The organism is Chitinophaga sp. 10T418, from assembly GCF_056394125.1.
Window position 1 is genome coordinate 138,682 of the sequence record NZ_JBFTHG010000009.1, and the last position, 17,911, is coordinate 156,592.

16 protein-coding genes are annotated in these 17,911 nt (G+C 45.9%); 11 read left to right on the top strand and 5 right to left on the bottom strand.

The annotated features are described in order from the left end of the window. Window positions 1–23: 23 nt before the first annotated feature. The 5 genes from AC1DCV_RS24645 to AC1DCV_RS24665 are packed head-to-tail and all read left to right on the top strand — an operon-like array spanning window position 24 to window position 5,742. Window positions 24–1,322 (top strand): hypothetical protein, encoded by a 1,299-nt coding sequence (locus tag AC1DCV_RS24645; RefSeq protein ID WP_477025657.1) that lies wholly within the window; start codon window positions 24–26, stop codon window positions 1,320–1,322. Between the two features lie 52 nt (window positions 1,323–1,374). Further along, window positions 1,375–1,809 carry a cobalamin B12-binding domain-containing protein gene (locus AC1DCV_RS24650; RefSeq protein ID WP_477025658.1) on the top strand — a complete coding sequence of 145 codons (435 nt, stop codon included), beginning with the start codon at window positions 1,375–1,377 and terminating at the stop codon, window positions 1,807–1,809. A gap of 26 nt (window positions 1,810–1,835) precedes the next feature. Further along, window positions 1,836–2,540: a thioesterase II family protein gene (locus AC1DCV_RS24655; RefSeq protein WP_477025659.1), complete on the top strand. Its 705-nt coding sequence runs from the start codon at window positions 1,836–1,838 to the stop codon at window positions 2,538–2,540. After that, window positions 2,537–3,241 (top strand): 4'-phosphopantetheinyl transferase family protein, encoded by a 705-nt coding sequence (locus tag AC1DCV_RS24660; RefSeq protein ID WP_477025660.1) that lies wholly within the window; start codon window positions 2,537–2,539, stop codon window positions 3,239–3,241. The genes AC1DCV_RS24655 and AC1DCV_RS24660 overlap by 4 nt, the downstream gene beginning before the upstream one ends. A 50-nt stretch (window positions 3,242–3,291) precedes the next feature. Next, entirely contained in the window at window positions 3,292–5,742 is a 2,451-nt protein-coding gene (locus AC1DCV_RS24665; protein ID WP_477025661.1) for a TonB-dependent receptor domain-containing protein, read from the top strand. Window positions 5,743–5,835: 93 nt separating this feature from the next. On the opposite strand, the gene AC1DCV_RS24670 is transcribed toward AC1DCV_RS24665, so the two are convergent. Further along, the gene (locus AC1DCV_RS24670; RefSeq protein ID WP_477025662.1) at window positions 5,836–6,738 is read right to left on the bottom strand and encodes an oxidoreductase; all 903 of its coding nucleotides are present in this window, start codon (window positions 6,736–6,738) and stop codon (window positions 5,836–5,838) included. Between the two features lie 85 nt (window positions 6,739–6,823). Next, the gene (locus AC1DCV_RS24675) at window positions 6,824–7,813 is read right to left on the bottom strand and encodes a helix-turn-helix domain-containing protein (RefSeq protein WP_477025663.1); all 990 of its coding nucleotides are present in this window, start codon (window positions 7,811–7,813) and stop codon (window positions 6,824–6,826) included. 190 nt (window positions 7,814–8,003) lie between these two features. Here AC1DCV_RS24675 and AC1DCV_RS24680 point away from each other — a divergent pair, with 190 nt between their 5' ends. Continuing rightward, on the top strand, window positions 8,004–9,038 hold the full coding sequence (locus tag AC1DCV_RS24680; protein ID WP_477025664.1) for an endo alpha-1,4 polygalactosaminidase: 1,035 nt from the start codon (window positions 8,004–8,006) through the stop codon (window positions 9,036–9,038). 102 nt (window positions 9,039–9,140) lie between these two features. Further along, window positions 9,141–10,253: a serine hydrolase domain-containing protein gene (locus tag AC1DCV_RS24685; protein WP_477025665.1), complete on the top strand. Its 1,113-nt coding sequence runs from the start codon at window positions 9,141–9,143 to the stop codon at window positions 10,251–10,253. 97 nt (window positions 10,254–10,350) lie between these two features. On the opposite strand, the gene AC1DCV_RS24690 is transcribed toward AC1DCV_RS24685, so the two are convergent. Together AC1DCV_RS24690 and AC1DCV_RS24695 are read right to left on the bottom strand one after the other, a co-directional pair. Then, window positions 10,351–11,991 (bottom strand): dihydroxyacetone kinase subunit DhaK, encoded by a 1,641-nt coding sequence (locus AC1DCV_RS24690; RefSeq protein ID WP_477025666.1) that lies wholly within the window; start codon window positions 11,989–11,991, stop codon window positions 10,351–10,353. 34 nt (window positions 11,992–12,025) lie between these two features. Next, the gene (locus tag AC1DCV_RS24695) at window positions 12,026–12,397 is read right to left on the bottom strand and encodes a hypothetical protein (protein WP_477025667.1); all 372 of its coding nucleotides are present in this window, start codon (window positions 12,395–12,397) and stop codon (window positions 12,026–12,028) included. Between the two features lie 186 nt (window positions 12,398–12,583). Here AC1DCV_RS24695 and AC1DCV_RS24700 point away from each other — a divergent pair, with 186 nt between their 5' ends. From AC1DCV_RS24700 to AC1DCV_RS24715, 4 genes are all read left to right on the top strand, one after another. Next, complete coding sequence (locus tag AC1DCV_RS24700) at window positions 12,584–13,603, top strand: LLM class flavin-dependent oxidoreductase (protein WP_477025668.1); 1,020 nt, start codon at window positions 12,584–12,586, stop codon at window positions 13,601–13,603. 41 nt (window positions 13,604–13,644) lie between these two features. Further along, a complete protein-coding gene (locus AC1DCV_RS24705; RefSeq protein ID WP_477025669.1) occupies window positions 13,645–14,277 on the top strand; it encodes a class I SAM-dependent DNA methyltransferase in 633 nt (210 codons plus the stop codon). A 32-nt stretch (window positions 14,278–14,309) separates the two neighbouring features. Further along, entirely contained in the window at window positions 14,310–15,434 is a 1,125-nt protein-coding gene (locus AC1DCV_RS24710) for a helix-turn-helix domain-containing protein (protein ID WP_477025670.1), read from the top strand. Between the two features lie 98 nt (window positions 15,435–15,532). Next, a complete protein-coding gene (locus AC1DCV_RS24715; RefSeq protein WP_477025671.1) occupies window positions 15,533–16,180 on the top strand; it encodes a DUF2306 domain-containing protein in 648 nt (215 codons plus the stop codon). 32 nt (window positions 16,181–16,212) lie between these two features. Here AC1DCV_RS24715 and AC1DCV_RS24720 read toward each other — a convergent pair whose 3' ends face one another. Further along, window positions 16,213–17,790 (bottom strand): arylsulfatase, encoded by a 1,578-nt coding sequence (locus AC1DCV_RS24720; RefSeq protein WP_477025672.1) that lies wholly within the window; start codon window positions 17,788–17,790, stop codon window positions 16,213–16,215. Between the last annotated feature and the right edge of the window lie 121 nt (window positions 17,791–17,911).

Consider the following 17,911-nt stretch of genomic DNA (forward strand, 5'->3'; position numbering starts at 1 on the left):
GTTGACCAATAACAAACGTTTTTATGGATCAGAGTACGGCATTTTTTCACAACTACGTAAAAGAGAACGCACGCAATAAACGGCTGGTGGTACAACCCCGTATGGGCTTTAGTGATAAGGCAAAAATGCGTCATGGTTTACAGGAAGTGAAGCAGCTGGACGCACCAACCATAGGCACTATTACACTGGATAGTTTTACCCGCAGTGGTGATTTCCGTAGTGCCGCCAAAGCAGTGGAAGAAGGAATGATGTTGAATGGTTATCCCATTGTAAGTTATCCGCAGAAAGAAAATGAACAACTGATAGCCGGCTTGCGGGAGCCAGGTTTCCCGGTACAGATCAGACATGGTAGCCCGTTGCCGGTGGAGATCTTCAAAGCGACTATCTCCGCGGGGATTGATGCGATTGAAGGCGGCCCCGTTTCCTATTGTTTTCCTTATGGTCGTATTCCGTTGGCACGCAGCCTGGAGGCATGGCGTACCTGCTGCCGTTTGTTTGCCGATGCCAGTGATGATCCCTGGCATATAGAAAGTTTTGGGGGATGTATGATGGGGCAGCTATGTCCGCCCGCCATCCTGATTGCTATCACAGTTGCGGAAGCCATCTTTATGATCCGTAATGGGGTGAAATCCTATTCTCTCAGCCTGGCGCAGGGCACACATACATCGCAGGATGTGGCAGCACTGCATGCATTACGGCAGCTGGGTGTCAAATACCTTGGCCCGCAAAGTGAATGGCATATTGTGTTTTATACATTCATGGGAAAATTTCCGCAGTCGTACCACGGCTCAAAAGCACTGATTGAAGAAAGTGCCCATGCAGCGGTGAAAGGCGGCGCAGAAAGATTGATTGTTAAAACGGTAAAGGAGGCGCATCAGATACCATTGATAGAAGACAACCTCGATTCACTGGGCTGGTGCCATCAGGCGGCTACTGCAGAACGGATAACGCCCAGTCAGCATGCTGGTGTGGAAGAGTGGACTACCCAGATTTATGAAGAAGCCGACTTCCTCATAGACCTGTTACTTAACCTGGATAGCAACCTGGAAAAGAGCATGGCCAAGGCATTTAAAATGGGTTACTGGGATGTTCCCTATTGTTTGCATCCGGATAACCGCCGCCTTACCAGTGCACAGCTGGACGAAGCGGGATACGTATACTGGTCTGATCCGGGTAAAATTCCTTTTCCTCCGCATATCCGCAACAATGCAGTGAAGCGGAAAAAGAAACTTTCTTCCGGTGAATTGTTACACATGCTGTCATTCAATCAACAAAAGTACGATGGACTGTATGTGCCGCAGGAGCAGCTATACACACCCTGAACCCTATTTTTTTATGAGTAGAAATATTATCCTGTTTATAAAATAACATCACATGAAGCCTATTGCATTATTAACAACCATTCCATCGGATTCCCATAACTGGAACCTGGTTTTTATACAGCTTTTTTTACAGGAAAACGGCTTTGAAGTCGTGAACCTGGGACCCAGCGTTCCCTATGATTTGTTGCTGGATGCCTGTGTGCAGCATCAGCCGGATCTGCTCATCGTTTCCACTATTAACGGTCACGGCTATATTGAAGGAAAGGAACTGATCAAACGGGTGAGAGCCCTCGATATTATGAAAGAAAGGCCTGTGTTTATCGGTGGTAAGCTCAGTACAGACGCCAACATGTCTTATCTGTATGCCGTAGAGCTGGAGGAGGCTGGCTATAACAAAGCTTACTGCAGCGATCAGGATATGCAGCATTTCAAAACACAGCTACAGCTTATTTCGCAAAAAGCGGCGGTAAGCAGAGAGGTACAATAATATCCGCTTTTTTAAAGTATAGGAAGATGAAAATAAACCTGATCACACTGCCTTATGCAGGCGGCAACAAATATGCATATAACACACTGAAGCCTTTTCTGCACAATAGCATTGCGGTTGTGCCGGTAGAGCTGCCTGGCCGCGGACAGCGCATGGCGCAACCATTGCTGGAAGATATTCACCGCATGGCAGATGACCTGTTATTGCAGGTAAGCGGACATACAGATAAAGATTATATACTGTATGGGCACTCTATGGGAGGCATACTCGGTAATTTGTTGCTGCACCGCCTGAAGGAAGCAGGGATGAGGTTGCCGCTTCATTTCTTTGTGACAGGATGTGCCAGCCCCAAATCCAATCATCTGCGTACTATCCGTCATCGTTTGCCGGATAATGGGTTAAAGGAAGAATTGCGGATACTGGGTGGTTTGCCGGAAGAGGTGTTGAGTAACGATGACCTCATGGAATTTTTTCTGCCCATCATCCGGGTAGACATGAAGGCATTGGAGCTGTATCAATATCAGCCACTGGGACGTTATGAAGTACCGCTGACGGTTATCTGTGGCACCGAGGAACCTATTTCAGATGAAATGGCCGCCGGTTGGGCAGATGAGTCGGTGTATCCTCCCAACATCCTGCGCATGAACGGGAACCATTTTTTCATACTCCATCATTTTGAAAAACTGGCGGAGTTGATTAATAAAGAAACTAAAGGAGCTGTTTACTTATGATCACGTATTCCTTTTTTTTATACACCCAACAGTTGAATCCACACCTGTATGATACGCTGCTGCAATGTATCCCGGAGAAGATGCGTCCTGTAATAGGGGCCTATCATCGCTGGGAGGACCGGCAGAATCATCTTTTTGGGAAGTTATTGTTGAGGGATCTGCTTTGCCAGGAAGGATATGATCCTGATTCACTGGAACGGGTATACGCAAATCCATACGGTAAACTTCTCCTGGATGACAGCATCGATTTTAATATTTCACATTCAGGTAACCTGGTGATGGTGGCGGTATCCCGTTGTGGACGTGTAGGCGTGGACGTGGAAAAGAAGGGATGTCTGCAACCGGATGACATTGCCGCTGCACTTCGGCCGGATGAACTGAAACAGCTTAAAAATAAGCCTGCAAACGAGGCATTGTATCAGCTGTGGATCAAAAAAGAAAGCCTGGTGAAAGCAAAAGGAGCAGGGCTTTCTATAGATCTGAATACCATACACCTGTATACGGATCGTGGTATCCTTAACACCGGGAATGGTCTTGAAACATGGTATTATCAGGCATTGCCTGTGCATGCAGAGTATGTGGCCATACTGTGTACAGAAAGCCAGCTGCCACTATTGCAGTATGCGCCCGCAGAAGATATGATAGACAGGGCTATCAGGTATGCGGGGATAAATATGCCGGAAACACACCTGTTTGGCTGAACATAAATGTATCTATCTCGAACAAATAATAATCATCTTAATAAAAAATAATGAAAGCCTTATTTATTGCTGCATTGGCAGTTTTGTTAACCGGAACCTCTTTTAATGCCTGGTCACAGGAAGTCACGGGAAAGCTTATCGGGAGTGTAAAGGACGACACCCGGCAACCCGTCATTGCCGCCACGGTAGTGCTGCGGAAGGTAACTGATTCTTCGCTGGTAAAGGCTGCTTTATCCGATACAGCAGGTGTTTATACCTTCGAACAGATCGCATATGGCGATTACTTTATTACAATCAGCAGTATTGGTTATCAGCAGGCAGTATTGCAACCGGTGAAAGTAGCCGGTCCGCTGCTGGAGCTACAACCGGGAATATTGGGTACCGGGTCCAAAACATTAAAAGGTGTAACGGTAACGGGCAAACGCGCATTAATTGAGCAGTATGCCGATCGCACCGTGGTGAATGTAGAAGGAGTAGTGTCCGCAGCAGGCGGCTCCGCCATGGATGTACTGGAAAAATCGCCCGGTGTGGCGGTAGACAAACAGGGAAACATCACCATCCGGGGAAAGCAGGGGATAAAGGTATTTATTGATGGAAGGGCTACGTATGTCACCGGCGCCGACCTCGCAGGCATGCTCCGTAATATGCAGGCAAGTCAGCTGGACCAGGTAGAAATCATCTCCAACCCTTCCGCAAAATATGACGCTGCCGGCAACGGCGTGATTAACATCCGCACCAAAAAGACCAATAACAAAGGTTTTAATGGCAGTATCGCCCTGGCTTATCTGCAAGGACGTTACCCCGGTACCACGCAAAACCTCAATTTCAATTATCGTGTTGGCCGCATTAACCTCTTTGGAAATGGAGGCTACAGCTATCGCAAAGGCTTTGAGGATATTTACATTTTGCGCAACTTCCGCACAGAAGCCAACGGTGGCATCAAAACCATCTATGACCAACACTCTTTTACACGGAGTACCAATCAAAGTCTGACTGGTAAGCTTGGACTGGATTACGATGTTTCCGACCGCACCACACTGGGTGTGGCCGTAAGTGGTTTTCACAATCCATCCCGCTCAACAACAGATAACAACACCCTGCTTAAAGGAGGAGATAATAAAGTACAGACACAGATAGTCGCGCCTGCCGATATGAATGGTAAGTGGAATAATACGGAAGTCGACTTATCCCTCAAACATCGTTTCGACTCCAGTGACCATGAATTACAAATCGATGCAAGTTACCTGCAATATAATACGGCCAGTTTGCAGCATTTTAATAACAACTATTTCGATGGGGAAGGAAAGCCAACGGAAACGCCTACACGGTTTATGACGGATATGCCTGGGGAGATTCATATTTACACCGCCAAAGCAGATTACTCCGTGCCTGTCGGCAAGAATGGTAAAATAGAAGCTGGTGCGAAGTTCAGCTACGTAAACACCGATAATAATGCCATGTACTCCGACCGTATAAATGATAAATGGGTTGGCAACGACTCCCTCAGCAATCACTTTTTGTATAAGGAATACGTGTATGCCGGCTACCTGAATTACCGGAAAACTATCAGGGACTGGGAATTCCAGGCGGGCGTGCGCGCTGAGCAGATGCAGATGAAAGGCCATCAGCTGAATGGAGGCGCTTCATTTGACCGTAACTCTCTGCAATGGTTTCCCTCTGCTATGCTGGCTTATACGCTCAATGAAAAAAATAAATTTAGTCTTAACTACAGCCGCCGTATTGAAAGACCGGATTACCTGAGCCTGAATCCTTTCCGCTTTTATGTGGATCAATATACCTATACGGAAGGTAATCCTTACCTGTTGCCACAATACAGTAACAACATAGAGTTGAGTCATATATTCATGGATGGCGCACTCACCACCACCTTGCTTTACAACAAAACAACGGATGTAATACAGGAAATTGTACAGCAGCGCACCGCCACCAATGAAACCTTTATTCGTCCGGAGAATATCAGCACACGCAGCATCGCAGGGGTGAACACCAATCTGCAGTTGCCGCTGAGCGATAAATTAACCACCGTGGTATACCTGGAGCTCAATCATTATAAATATGATGGCACCATTAACAACGCGCCTTTTTCGCTGTCCAATAATACTTTTTCAGGACAGCTGAGACAACAGGTGAAGTTAACAGATACTTGGATGGTGGAACTGGCAGGTATGTATACTTCCAGCGTGATTGACGGTACCTTTATACAACGGCCGGCAGGTACTTTCAGCATAGGTGTGCAAAAAGACCTGTGGCACAAAATGGCTACTCTGCGGATCAACGGTGTGGATCTTTTTAAATGGTACAAATACGAAGCCTCCAGCCGTTACCAGAATGTAGATGTATACGCATTAAACCGCTGGCAAACGCAGGCGCTGCGGGTAATCTTTACCTATCGCTTCCGCAGCGGGGCTAAGCTGACGGAACGCAGTGCAGAAAATACGGCTTCCCCTGAAAAGGAAAGGGTGAAGATCAAGGAAAAATAAGCGGATCAGTTATATCGGTTGTTCACAAGTAGTAAGCCCTGCGTTTAACGCGGGGCTTACTGTTTTTTGAAAGGGTTTATACAACGATTCTTTTTAGCCAGGAAAATTTACCCCTGTCACTTGCTCCGCAAGAAGCCATAATTTTTCCGCCACAGCTTCATCTAACGCATTAGCCATAATCACTGCCTGTGCAGGATAGCCACGATAGCCGCCGTCCTGATCCGGCCCATATAATGCGCCACCAATGGCCTTTGGATTCGTGGCTGCATACAGGGATGGCAAAGCACCCTGCCAGGGCGCCATCAGCTCACCAATGCGCTGAACCGCTGCTTCAAATTCGCCGCTATCCATATGCCTGGATAGCTCCGTTTGATTGGCACCAGGTTGTGCTGCAATAGAAAGCACATTGTCTCCGGTAGCCACTATTCTGCGTTGCAACTCTACTGATAATATCAGGTCCGCCAGTTTGCTCTGACAATATTCGCGCATCGCATCGTAAGAAATTTCGGATTGCAGGTTGGCGAAATCAATGACGCCGTTGAGATAGGCCATGCTGCTGACGGTTACAATCCTGGCTTTGGGAGTAGCTTTCAGCAGCGGATACAGGTAACCGGTAAGTGCAAAATGTCCAAGGAAGTTAACACCGAATTGCAACTCGTAACCATCCTTTGTTTTGGAGGCAGGTGGAATCATGATACCGGCATTATTGATCATGATATCCAGCTGTGTATGCTGCTGAAGAAAATCCTGGGCGTATATTTTTACAGCCATCAGGTCAGACAGATCCAGCTGACCGGTTTCCAGGCTGCCTTTGCTGCTATGTTCCTGTATTTTCTGAAGGGCTGCTGTTGCTTTCTGAATATCACGACAGGCCAGTATTACATGTGCGCCAGCTTCATATAAGGCCAACGCAGTTTCGAAACCAATGCCTGTATTGGCGCCGGTGACAAGGGCTGTTTTGCCGGATAGATCAGGTATGTTGTTTTTTGTCCACATAACTTATACTTGTTTATGATGCAAAGTTCAGTGGAATGGCGAAGAATATCGATACTAAAATGAAATCAAAAAGTACAGAAATCAATCAATTTGACTGCCGGAATTGATTCGGGGTAATATTATTTCTACTTTTAAAGAATCCGGAAAAGTGATTGGGCTCTTCAAAACCCAGGCTCCAGGCAATTTCATTGATACTCCAGTTGGTGCTTTTTAACAGGATCTTTGATTCCTGCAGAATGCGGTCAGTGATGAGTTGTGAGGTAGTATGTCCGGTAATTTCCTTCAACGCTTTATTCAGGTGGTTTACATGCACATTTAATTGTGTGGCAAAATCGGCTGGCGACTTCAGCTTAATTACCTGGTAGGTCATCTCAATGGGGAATTGTCTTTCCAGTAGTTCTGCAAACCCGATGGTAATTCTTTCTGCTGCATTGGAGCCGGCATAACTATTCATGGCAGCCGGTTGTGTTTTCTGCGCGGAGTGTACCACTGTCATTAACAGATTACGCAGCAGGTCGTATTTATAAACATAGTTGCTTTGTATGTCGCTGTGCATTTGATGAAACAATGCCAGGTAAGGAGACAGCTGTTGTTTGCTGAGTGGTAGGATAGCGGCGTCCGGAGATTGGAAAACAGGATACTCTTTGATATTTGCAAAGCGATTGAAAAAAGCTTCGGTGAAGATGCAGAGATATCCTGTATGCTTCTTACTGATCCTTTCCCAACGATAGGGGATCAGTGGATTGGTAAATACCAGCGCACTATCCCGGATTTCAATCGTTTTATCAGCATAGTGTAATTTACTATGCCCCGTAACCAGGCTGATCTTATAAAAACTGCGGCGGCTGTAACTCCCTTCCCGGCTGTGTTTCGGAAGCAGGATATCTTCTATCTTAAAAATATTGAAATGACCGGTTTCATTCCTGCTCAGCTCAGAAGGCTGCTCAGCAATACTGTTGTAAAAGCTTTGTAATGCAATGTAGGAAGACATGTCCAAAGGTACAACATTCAAATAATATGGGCGGCGGATCTGTAAAGAACTGCCTTTTGGGTGTGCGCTATTATTGTGTCGCATATGCATATTTCAGTCAAACGATTGACTAAGGTTTTGGGGCAAATGTTTAAAATAAACGCCTACATTTATCACATCTGTACCATACGAATATTTTTTATAAACAAACGGACCCATGATGAAAAGCCCTATTGGTAAACCTTTGCCGTAGCATAACTATATCAGCATCTTTAATAACCATAACATATATTTTATGAAAACACTAAACAGACACCTGTTGCTGGCTTCCGTAGTGATCAGCAGTATTACAGGGTGTACTTCAAAAGAAATGTTACAAACGCCTGCGCGTCCCGGCGCCGCGGATCTGCAGAAAAAAATAACAGCAGCAGCCATTGATTACCGGCAGGAAATGAGAAACTTCGTTATCGGGATCAGTCAGTATGCCAAAGCAAGGAACACACAATTTGCCATCATCCCACAAAACGGACAAGACCTTGTTACTACTGATGGAGAATCTACCGGACCTCTTGCCACTGCTTATGTACAGGCCATTGATGCAGTAGGCCGGGAAGATCTTTTGTTCGGCTACACGGGCGATAACAAACCTACTCCCACTGCCGATAAAAACTGGATGCAGGGATTTCTGAACAGGATTAAAACGACCAAAAAAGTATTGGTAACGGATTATTGCAACGGAAGTGTAAACATGGGCAAGTCGTACACGACTAATAACGCCAACGGCTATATTTCTTTTGCGGCAGACCATCGCGGCCTGGATAATATTCCTTCTTATCCGGCTACGCCATATGGTGTAAACAATACGGATATCAATAACATTATGCTGGCAAAGAATTTTCTTTACATCATTGATCCGGGAAAGTACGCGAGCAAGAACGCATTTATTACAGCAGTCCGTGCCACTAATTATGATCTGATTATCATGGATCTTTTTTTTGACAGCACGACTATATTCACTGCGGCAGACATAGATCTGCTTAAGCACAAAGCCAACGGGGGGAAACGTTTGGTGGTAAGTTATATGTCAATAGGAGAGGTGGAAAATTACCGCTACTATTGGAAAACCGGCTGGAAAGTAGGTAATCCTCCGTTTATCAGCGCAGAGGATCCCGATTGGGCAGGCAATTTTTACGCGGAATACTGGAACAAAGACTGGCAGGATATTATTTACGGCAATAGCACTTCTTACGTACAGAAAATTATTGACAGTCATTTTGACGGCGCTTACCTGGATTTGATTGATGCGTTTGAGTATTTTGAAAACAGGTAAACAAGCGGTAATAATTTTTATGAAACCGTGGGGGTAATATCTTTTAATGGTGTCGTATAGGTGATATACAAGATTGTTCATCACCGAAACCAGCATCATATTATGAAATACCTGGCCATAGCGCTTTTAGCGATTATCTTTTTTGCCTGCCGTAATGATCACACGCCGGTGCCTGATACCACGGTAGAAGGATTTGAAGCAGGCTCTTTTGAAGAAGCCAATATTGATAAGCGTAAAATCATTAGTCTGGAACAGGAGATCAGCGGCGGCAAATTTAATACGCATAGTATCCTGATTTTGCGACACAATAAACTGATTTATGAACATTACTTTCCGGGTGAGGATGCTGTATTTCCGACGCCAGTGGGCAAAGTAGCGCATGCCAGGGATAGTTTACATGATTGTCGTAGTGTAACTAAAAGTATTGTATCGTCTTGTGTAGCCATTGCAGTCGGGCAAGGGAAGATCAGGAGTATCAACGACTCCATTTTCCATTATTTTCCGGCATATAAAAAGTATGCTACCGGAACCAGGGGAGGGATTACTATTAAAGACCTGCTCACGATGAGTGCTGGTTTGGAGTGGAATGAACACACACCCTACACAGATCCGGAGAATGGAGAACGACAGCTGATGGCGGCGGCAGATGTGGTAGATTTTGTACTGAGCCGGAATAGTGTGGCTACACCAGGTACTGTGTTTAATTACAACGGAGGATGTACACAGCTCCTGGCGCAGCTGATACAAAAGGTAACGGGAATGCCTGTTCATCTTTTTGCTAAAAAGTATTTGTTTGAACCAATGGGCATTAAGGACTTTAACTGGGCAGTAAGAGACGATAGTACAGTATGGGCGCCATCAGGTTTGCGCATGCGTCCAATTGATATGTTGAAGATCGGACGTTTGTACATGCAGCAGGGACGTTGGAATAATCAGCAGCTGATAGCGGCGGATTGGGTCAGCGAAGCCATGAAGTGGCAGCTTAATACCAACGATATACCGGAAGGATATGGCTACCAGTTCTGGTGTGCCAAACCAGTGATAGCAGCCCAGCCAACCCCCATTACGATGGCAGAAGGAAACGGTGGACAGATTATCTGTATGGTGCCCGCACTTGATATGGAAGTGGTGCTTACTGCCGGAAATTATAATGAAGATGGAGAAGGTTCTTATGATGTGTTGCTGAAATATATATTTACTGCGGTAAAGAAATAGCTACGGCAGGTTGAATGACATATCAACATCCTGCAACCAAAGGCCCTGTCTACACGTATTTCGTTTTGGAGATATGTGTAGATAGGGCGCTTTGGTTTCAATGCGTGGCTGATTTTAACCCCGCGATTTTTTCAAATACCCTGGCAATTACTTCTGCACCCGGATCCGGAATATTTTTTAATACTTCTTCAGAAAGATAAGATGAGCGACCGAATTTTGTACGAATAATATGTTTCGTATCGTCGGCTCCTTTGCGTGCCTGTTGAGCGGCCGTGCTGATGCTTTCCCCGGCAGCCAGTGCTTCAAAAGCGGGTTGCAGGGCATCAATCATGGTTCTGTCGCCTGCCTGGGCGCCACCATAATCTTTTACTTTCTGCAAGCCAGCCAGCAATGCTGCGCCGAGATCGGGTTGGGTGGCATATGTATTGCCGGCGGCAGTAAACAAAATAGATAGCAGTACTCCGCTGGAGCCCCCTGCTTCCCTGGCAAGGATACGACCTATGGTTTGTAGTAGTTTCCCGGTATCGTTCAATGGTAGTTGTGAAATGTTAGATAACAGGCGTTTGCCGGTGAGTGCAAAAGTAGATCCGGCATCACCATCACCAACTTTGGCATCGAGGTCATTGATTTCTTTTTCAATGGCTACCAGCAGGCTACCTGTGGAGGCAATAATTTCCTGTACCCGGCTATTATCCGAAGGTTCGAAAGGAAGAGTGGCAGGCAGTGATGGTGCGGCAATACTGGCCGGCTTTTTAAATGCCTGTAACTGCCATGCAGCAGGTGTTGCCGGTGCCAGTAAGGCTTTTTCAATCACCCCGTTTAGTTGAAGTAAAGACACGGAAAATCCGCTCATATTGATAGACGACATCAACGCGGCAGGACCGATCATGTAATCTACTTTATCACCTAACGGTGTTTTACGGAAAGCATTCACCAGCACACTCATTTCAACAGGGCTTACGCTACCCATGTTGTTAAAAAGCAGGGCATATCTGTTGTTTGTTTCCGGTAAGCTCTCCGACAGTGTCTTCATGGCAATGGCCATGAGTTGATCTGCCTTATCGTATGCAATCACTTTGATACCGGGTTCTCCGTGAATGCCTAAGCCTAATTCCACCTGTTCATCGCTCAGGCGGGAGATAGTTTGCTGGCCTAAGTGCCGGCATTCTGTCAGCGATAAACCAATAGACGAAGTGCGATCAATCACCTGTTGTGCGATGTCCGCAATTTCATCGAGTAACTTTCCTTCTTCTGCCAGTTGTCCCGCTACTTTATGAACAAACAGGGTACCTGCCACGCCACGTTTTTTTACATCGGGTCCCAGTGCCACGTCATCATCTACGGTAACGGTTCTCACTTCGTGTCCCAGGGCGCGCGCCTGTTCGGCAGCCAAACCAAAATTAAGCCGGTCGCCGGTATAATTTTTTATGATCAGCAAACAGCCTTTAGGACCTGTTGCTGCGAGGATGGCAGATAATACAGCATCTACGCTCGGGGAGGCAAAAATATCGCCGCATACGGCCGCTGTCAGCATACCTTTTCCTACAAAGCCGGCATGGGCGGGTTCGTGACCTGAACCTCCACCGGAAATGACAGCTACTTTCGATTTGTCCCAGTCTTTACGTATCACTACCCTGATGGCAGGGAAGCTATCTAATTTCGCCAGATCCGGATTCGTCAATAATCCATCTATTGCTTCATTCACGATCTGATMTGTTTCGTTGATGAAAAATTTCATAGCGTCAATTTTCTACAAGATACCGAAATGATAATTATGCCCCTGCCGCCAATAAATCTTCCAGGGMATAATAAACCGGTAGTCCGCGTTCCTGCGCAATGCGTACATCCTCATCCGCTCCTTTGGAGGCGCCTGCTATTCTTAATACCGCATCACATTTTGTAATCAGGCGGCCAGCAACAGGATATAGGATTTCTTCATACACCGCATCACCGGGACGTGTGGAGCCTCCTGCTCTCAGCAGCGGTAAGGCAAACCATTCCCCGATCACAGGGATATGCCCTGCCCGGAATATAGGCAGCGCCATCTCTTCCAGTTTCCTTAAATTCTGTTCCATTAAAACAGGATCATCGTTGGTTCCTGAACGATAGGGGCCTGCAATTAAAATAGTCAGCATCTGTTTCATATCATGATGTTTTTTAAATGATCGTTTATGATCGTTTGTGATTAGTATTGATCAAGTTAGTATTTATTTACAATTTTCCAAAAGAGAATAAAAAGAGGTAAGCCGGTATGCAATAGCATAGCATGCCAGGCAATGGTGCTCGCAAAAAATTGGATATCTTACAGATAGTTTAATAAAGCACATTTTATGGAAGTAGGAATCGACAGCTTTGCAGCTACAAATGCAAGAGACACCGCATTGGATGCGGCAGGCAATATGAATGAAATGGCCAGTTTACTGGCAAGGATAGAAGCGGCCGACAAGGCAGGTTTACATGTATTTGGTATAGGAGAACATCATCGTAAAGAATTCCTGGATTCAGCCCCCACCATGATATTGGCGGCAGCAGCAGCCCGCACCAAACAAATCCGGCTCACGAGTGCGGTAACAGTTTTAAGTGCCGCTGATCCGGTAAGGGTTTTCCAGAACTTTGCTACACTCGACATTATTTCCCGTGGCCGCGCAGAGGTAGTAGTGGGCCGTGGCTCCTTCGTGGAAGCCTACCCGCTGTTTGGGTATAACCTGGAAGATTATGATGCGTTGTTTATAGAAAAGCTGGACTTGTTTCTGCACATCAGGGACCATGAAGTGGTAAAGTGGAAAGGCAAATTCCGGCCACCGCTGAACAACGTAGCCATTTATCCGCGGCCGGTACAGGATCCTTTGCCGGTTTGGCTGGGCGTAGGTGGCACACCGCAATCATTTGTGCGCGCCGGTACACTCGGACTGCCACTCATGGTAGCCATCATCGGAGGAGAAACACATCGCTTCCGGCCACTGATAGATCTGTACCGCGAAGCCGGCGCCAAAGCCGGACATGCCCCGGAAAAATTAAAAGTAGGTCTCCACTCATTGGGATATGTAGCAGATACCACACAACAGGCGGTGGAAGATTATTTCCCCGGCTATGCAGAAACATTCACCAGGATTGGAAAAGAAAGGGGATGGCCTCCGGTTACCAGGGCTCAGTTCGATGCGCAGGCAGGCGCCCGCGGCGCTTTATTGATCGGCAGCCCGGAAGAAGTAGCCGAAAAAATAAAACGTCATAGCGAAGCCCTGGGTGGTATTTCAAGAGTGACTTTTCAAATGGATAACGCAGGCCTTTCTCACGAAAAATTATTAAACGCTATTGAATTAATCGGCAAACGCATTATTCCGGCGTTATAGTAATCAGTGCTGCAGGAGCCGCTTTTCAAACATACCCCTATATGGATAATAACCAGATGTCCGTTGATGTATTCAATAAACGTGCGGACCTGTATCAGGAAAAATTCATGAATGTAGATTTGTATCATGATACATTCGATTTGTTTTGTAACAGCATTCCACGGAAACAGGCCAATGTTTTAGATGTGGCCTGCGGACCTGGTAATATCACTAAGTACCTGTTGCAAAAGCGGCCGGACCTTAATATCACCGGCACTGATCTGGCGCCTAATATGATCCGGCTGGCTGCATTGAATAACCCGGCGGCGACTTTTCAGTTAATGGATGCCAGGGATATCGGTAAAATTGGCCGGACCTATGATGCCATCATATGTGGTTTTGGGTTTCCTTATTTGTCAAAGGAAGAAGTCATCACATTTATTGCAGATGCCGCCAGATTACTATCTGCTGCCGGTATACTTTACATCAGTACTATGGAAGATGATTACAGCAAATCAGGTATTAAAAGATCTGTCAGTACCGGTGATACTACCTATACCTATTACCATCAGGCGGATTATTTAACGGTGGCGCTGACAGCAAATGATTTTCACATAATATCACTTACGCGCAAAGTATATCCGGCGGCAGATGGTACGCCCACGACTGATTTGGTGATCATAGCAGGGAAATAATGCGCTTGCTTCTTTTAAAAATACAGGAATAAATGCTGCTTAGATCAATTATACTATCCGGCGCTATACAGGGATGCTTTCTCATACTACTGTTGAATGCCAAAAGAAGGAATTCAACAACCGATCGGCTGTTGATGGGCTGGTTGGGGACCACAGCGTTGCAATTATTATTCTATTATGACAACCTCTCTGCATATCCTGTAGCTCCTGAATACCTGCAATTATTGGGATTTTCGCTTCCCTTGCTGAGTGCTCCTGTGCTTTATCTGTATATTTATTCCCTGGCTTTCGGGCCTGCATTTAAATGGCGGCGAACCTGGGCGCATGTATTGCCTTATGTGCTATTCAATGGGGTGATTGCAGGTTTGGTGAGCATGCATCCGGGTAATGTGCATGCGGCAAATGGGTTCCTGCATTTTGGAACAAGTGTACCCGGTTGGTTAGCTGGGGCTTTAAATATGCTGCTGGCCATTGTTCCGGGAACCTATGTCATATTGAGTTTGCGGGTATTGCTGTTGTATCAGCGATTGTTACCGGATAGCTATTCCTATACAGAAGAAGTAAATCTGAATTGGTTGAAGTGGGTAGTTATTTCTTTACTCATAGAGTTTGTGGTGTTATTTCTCCTCATCAGGTTTGGCGTGGATACCGGGCTGCTGACTTATGCTGATTTGTTTGCCGTGGTTGGAAGTGTCCTGGCGGCATACATTTTCTTTATTGGTTATTTTGGCTTGCGGCAGACCGTGATTTTTACCAATATACCGGAAGCTGCCGGAAACACTGCTGCGCCCAGCTATAAAAACTCCGGTCTGAATGAAACGATGGCAGCCGGGCTGTTTGATAAACTGAAACAGCATATGGACGAGCACAAACCTTATTTAGAAGAGGACCTGAGTCTGGCGACCCTGGCAGACCAATTAGAAATGACCACCAATCAACTGTCGCAGGTGATCAATCAGCAGGCGGCTGTCAACTTTTTTACCTTCATCAACAGCTATCGGGTGGCTGCCGTCAAAGAGCGGTTAAAGGATCCTGCTTACGCACATTATGCTATTATTGATATCGGATACGATTGCGGGTTCCGGTCAAAATCGTCATTTAATAAAATTTTTAAAGAGATGGTAGGCATTACGCCGTCTCAATACCAGAAATCCTGAAAATGCCCGTATTTACTGGTCCATCCCTACCTTGCAGGACCCCGGAGCGGGTTAAAAATCTTTCATTTGTATCATCTCCTCATTAAAAAAAGATGACAATGGAAGTATTACATCAGGCCAATATTTTGGTGCATATCGGGAGCGGCACAGCCGCCTTATTAATGGGTATTATGACATTAGTTGCCAGAAAAGGAGGCCGGTTTCACCGGCGGTTGGGAAAAGTATTCCTGTGGCTTTTAGTTATCGTGATCATCACCGGTTTGCTGGGTGTCTTCGTTTTTGGTAGAAATACATTTTTGTTGTTGATCACGGTGCTAAGCGGGTATATGGGTTTTTCGGGCTATCGTATTTTACAAACCAGATCCAACCAGCCAAAGCTATTGGATGTAGGTATTGCATTGCTGGCAGTGGCAACGGTGCTGTATGTGCTGTATTATTTCAGATCTATAGGTATGATATGGGCACCTGTAGTGATGTACAGCAGCGTAGGATACCTTGTTTTTATAGTGACCTGGGATTTTGTCCGTTACCTGATTCCTGCCGCCAGATATGCCAATGCTAACATATGGTTGTACGAGCATATTTTAAAAATGGTCAGCGCTTTCAGTGGATTGCTGTCTGCTTTTTCCGGTACTGTTTTAACGCAGTACCAGCCACATAGCCAGTACCTGCCTTCGCTGTTATGCTTCCTGATAGCGATTGGATTTATGGTGAGCTGTTATAAAAAGAAGTCAGCAGTGATATGAATGATCCGGTAACACGTGCAGCCGGTATGATGTTACGGCAAATCTACCACACCCACTTTGGCGGCCCAGGCATTATAATCCTGTTGCAGCTCGGCCACTTTGACCGGGTTTTGTGTGGCGATATTATGTGTTTCGGATCGGTCTTTTTCCATGTCATACAATTCCCATACATCCCCTTTTTCGGCAACCAGTTTCCATTTGCCTTTTCTCACAGCGCGACTGCCCTCATGTTCCCAACACAGCGTGGTATGCTCTTTAAACGGTTTATTGCGAAAGGCGTTGTAAAGAGAAGTACCCGGTAACGGGGTAAGTTTTCGCTCATGGAAGGAAGCAGGATAAGGGATGCCGGCTGCATTTAAGCAGGTAGGCATAATATCTATCACATGCGCTACCTGGTGGTTGATGGTCCCTGCCTTAATCACACCGGGAAAGTAAGCAATGAAAGGAGTGGAGATGCCACCTTCATGCGTATTTTTTTTGAATCCCCGGAAAGGCGTATTACTCACTGTACCCCAGGGAATTTCATAGCTGTCGATAGACGCTACGGAACCAGGCGTACCGGATTGCTGGATCACATAATCCCAGTTTTTTACGTCATCAGCGCTGCCGCCATTATCAGACAGAAAAAGAATGAGTGTGTTATCATCCTGGTGAATAGCTTTCAGTTTATCGAGCAATCGACCTATTTCCCTGTCCATGCGGTCTATCATGGCAGCATAAATGGCCATCCTGGTATCCTGTTTGTCTTTCTCTGCATCGGACAAGGTATTCCATGCCGGTATCTTCGTTAGTTTGGAAGATAGCAGCCACTCTTTTTTTATCAGTCCGGTAGCGATCAGTTTTTCGTACCTGCTTTGTCGTAAGCTATCCCAGCCACTGATGTATTTTCCTTTGTAGCGGGCAATGTCTTCGGGCAGGGCCTGTATGGGCCAGTGTGGAGCATTATACGCTACATAGAGGAAGAACGGATTCGATTTGTTTTTTTGCTCTTCCAGTGCTTCTACCGCAAAGTTGGTAATCGCCTGTGTTAAATAAAGAGAAGTATCTTCTCTGACCACTTCTTTATTATTCAACAGGAAGGTCACTTTTCTGCCATCGTTATACAGAGGCTTTGAATTAAAATAATTGCTCCCGTTGTTCTGCAGGGTAAAGGATTTGTCGAAGCCCCGGTTGCCCGCCCATGCAGCAGGTACCAGTCCTACATGCCATTTGCCGGAGATGATGGTGGTATAGCCAGCCGTTTTCAGTAATTCGGCAATGGTAGCGCAGCTATCGTTCAGGTAGCCCTGATAAGCGGGATAGCCTCTGTTCTGTACCATATCGCCTACACCTGCCTGATGGGGATATAAGCCTGTCAGCAAAGCCGCTCTGGAAGGGCAGCACCTGCCGGCATTATAAAACTGGTTCATCACCAGACCGCCTTTTGCCAGCTGGTCCAGGTGAGGCGTATGGATTTCCGAGCCAAAGCAACCCAGGTCAGAAAAGCCCATGTCATCCGCCAGTATGACAATGATATTGGGTTTCTTTTGCGCATGAATGGACGCTGAAGTCAGCAGCAAGCTTGTAGAAAAAAGGGTGAACGCTTTAATTCTTCTAATGATGTTGTCCATCTGCATTTTAAATATTTTTATCTCCGCTGCATTTTACTAAAAGCTAAAAGCTAAAAGCTAATGGCTAAAAGCTGACGTTACTATTCTACTAAATTAGTAGAGTAATAGGAATAAAACAACT

Bases quoted from the DNA above. Each gene is read 5' to 3' on its own strand.
- AC1DCV_RS24645 (WP_477025657.1), top strand. From the start codon at position 24: ATGGATCAGAGTACGGCATTTTTTCACAACTACGTAAAAGAGAACGCA.
- AC1DCV_RS24650 (WP_477025658.1), top strand. From the start codon at position 1,375: ATGAAGCCTATTGCATTATTAACAACCATTCCATCGGATTCCCATAAC.
- AC1DCV_RS24655 (WP_477025659.1), top strand. From the start codon at position 1,836: ATGAAAATAAACCTGATCACACTGCCTTATGCAGGCGGCAACAAATAT.
- AC1DCV_RS24660 (WP_477025660.1), top strand. From the start codon at position 2,537: ATGATCACGTATTCCTTTTTTTTATACACCCAACAGTTGAATCCACAC.
- AC1DCV_RS24665 (WP_477025661.1), top strand. From the start codon at position 3,292: ATGAAAGCCTTATTTATTGCTGCATTGGCAGTTTTGTTAACCGGAACC.
- AC1DCV_RS24670 (WP_477025662.1), bottom strand. From the start codon at position 6,738: ATGTGGACAAAAAACAACATACCTGATCTATCCGGCAAAACAGCCCTT.
- AC1DCV_RS24675 (WP_477025663.1), bottom strand. From the start codon at position 7,813: ATGCGACACAATAATAGCGCACACCCAAAAGGCAGTTCTTTACAGATC.
- AC1DCV_RS24680 (WP_477025664.1), top strand. From the start codon at position 8,004: ATGAAAACACTAAACAGACACCTGTTGCTGGCTTCCGTAGTGATCAGC.
- AC1DCV_RS24685 (WP_477025665.1), top strand. From the start codon at position 9,141: ATGAAATACCTGGCCATAGCGCTTTTAGCGATTATCTTTTTTGCCTGC.
- AC1DCV_RS24700 (WP_477025668.1), top strand. From the start codon at position 12,584: ATGGAAGTAGGAATCGACAGCTTTGCAGCTACAAATGCAAGAGACACC.
- AC1DCV_RS24705 (WP_477025669.1), top strand. From the start codon at position 13,645: ATGGATAATAACCAGATGTCCGTTGATGTATTCAATAAACGTGCGGAC.
- AC1DCV_RS24710 (WP_477025670.1), top strand. From the start codon at position 14,310: ATGCTGCTTAGATCAATTATACTATCCGGCGCTATACAGGGATGCTTT.
- AC1DCV_RS24715 (WP_477025671.1), top strand. From the start codon at position 15,533: ATGGAAGTATTACATCAGGCCAATATTTTGGTGCATATCGGGAGCGGC.
- AC1DCV_RS24720 (WP_477025672.1), bottom strand. From the start codon at position 17,790: ATGGACAACATCATTAGAAGAATTAAAGCGTTCACCCTTTTTTCTACA.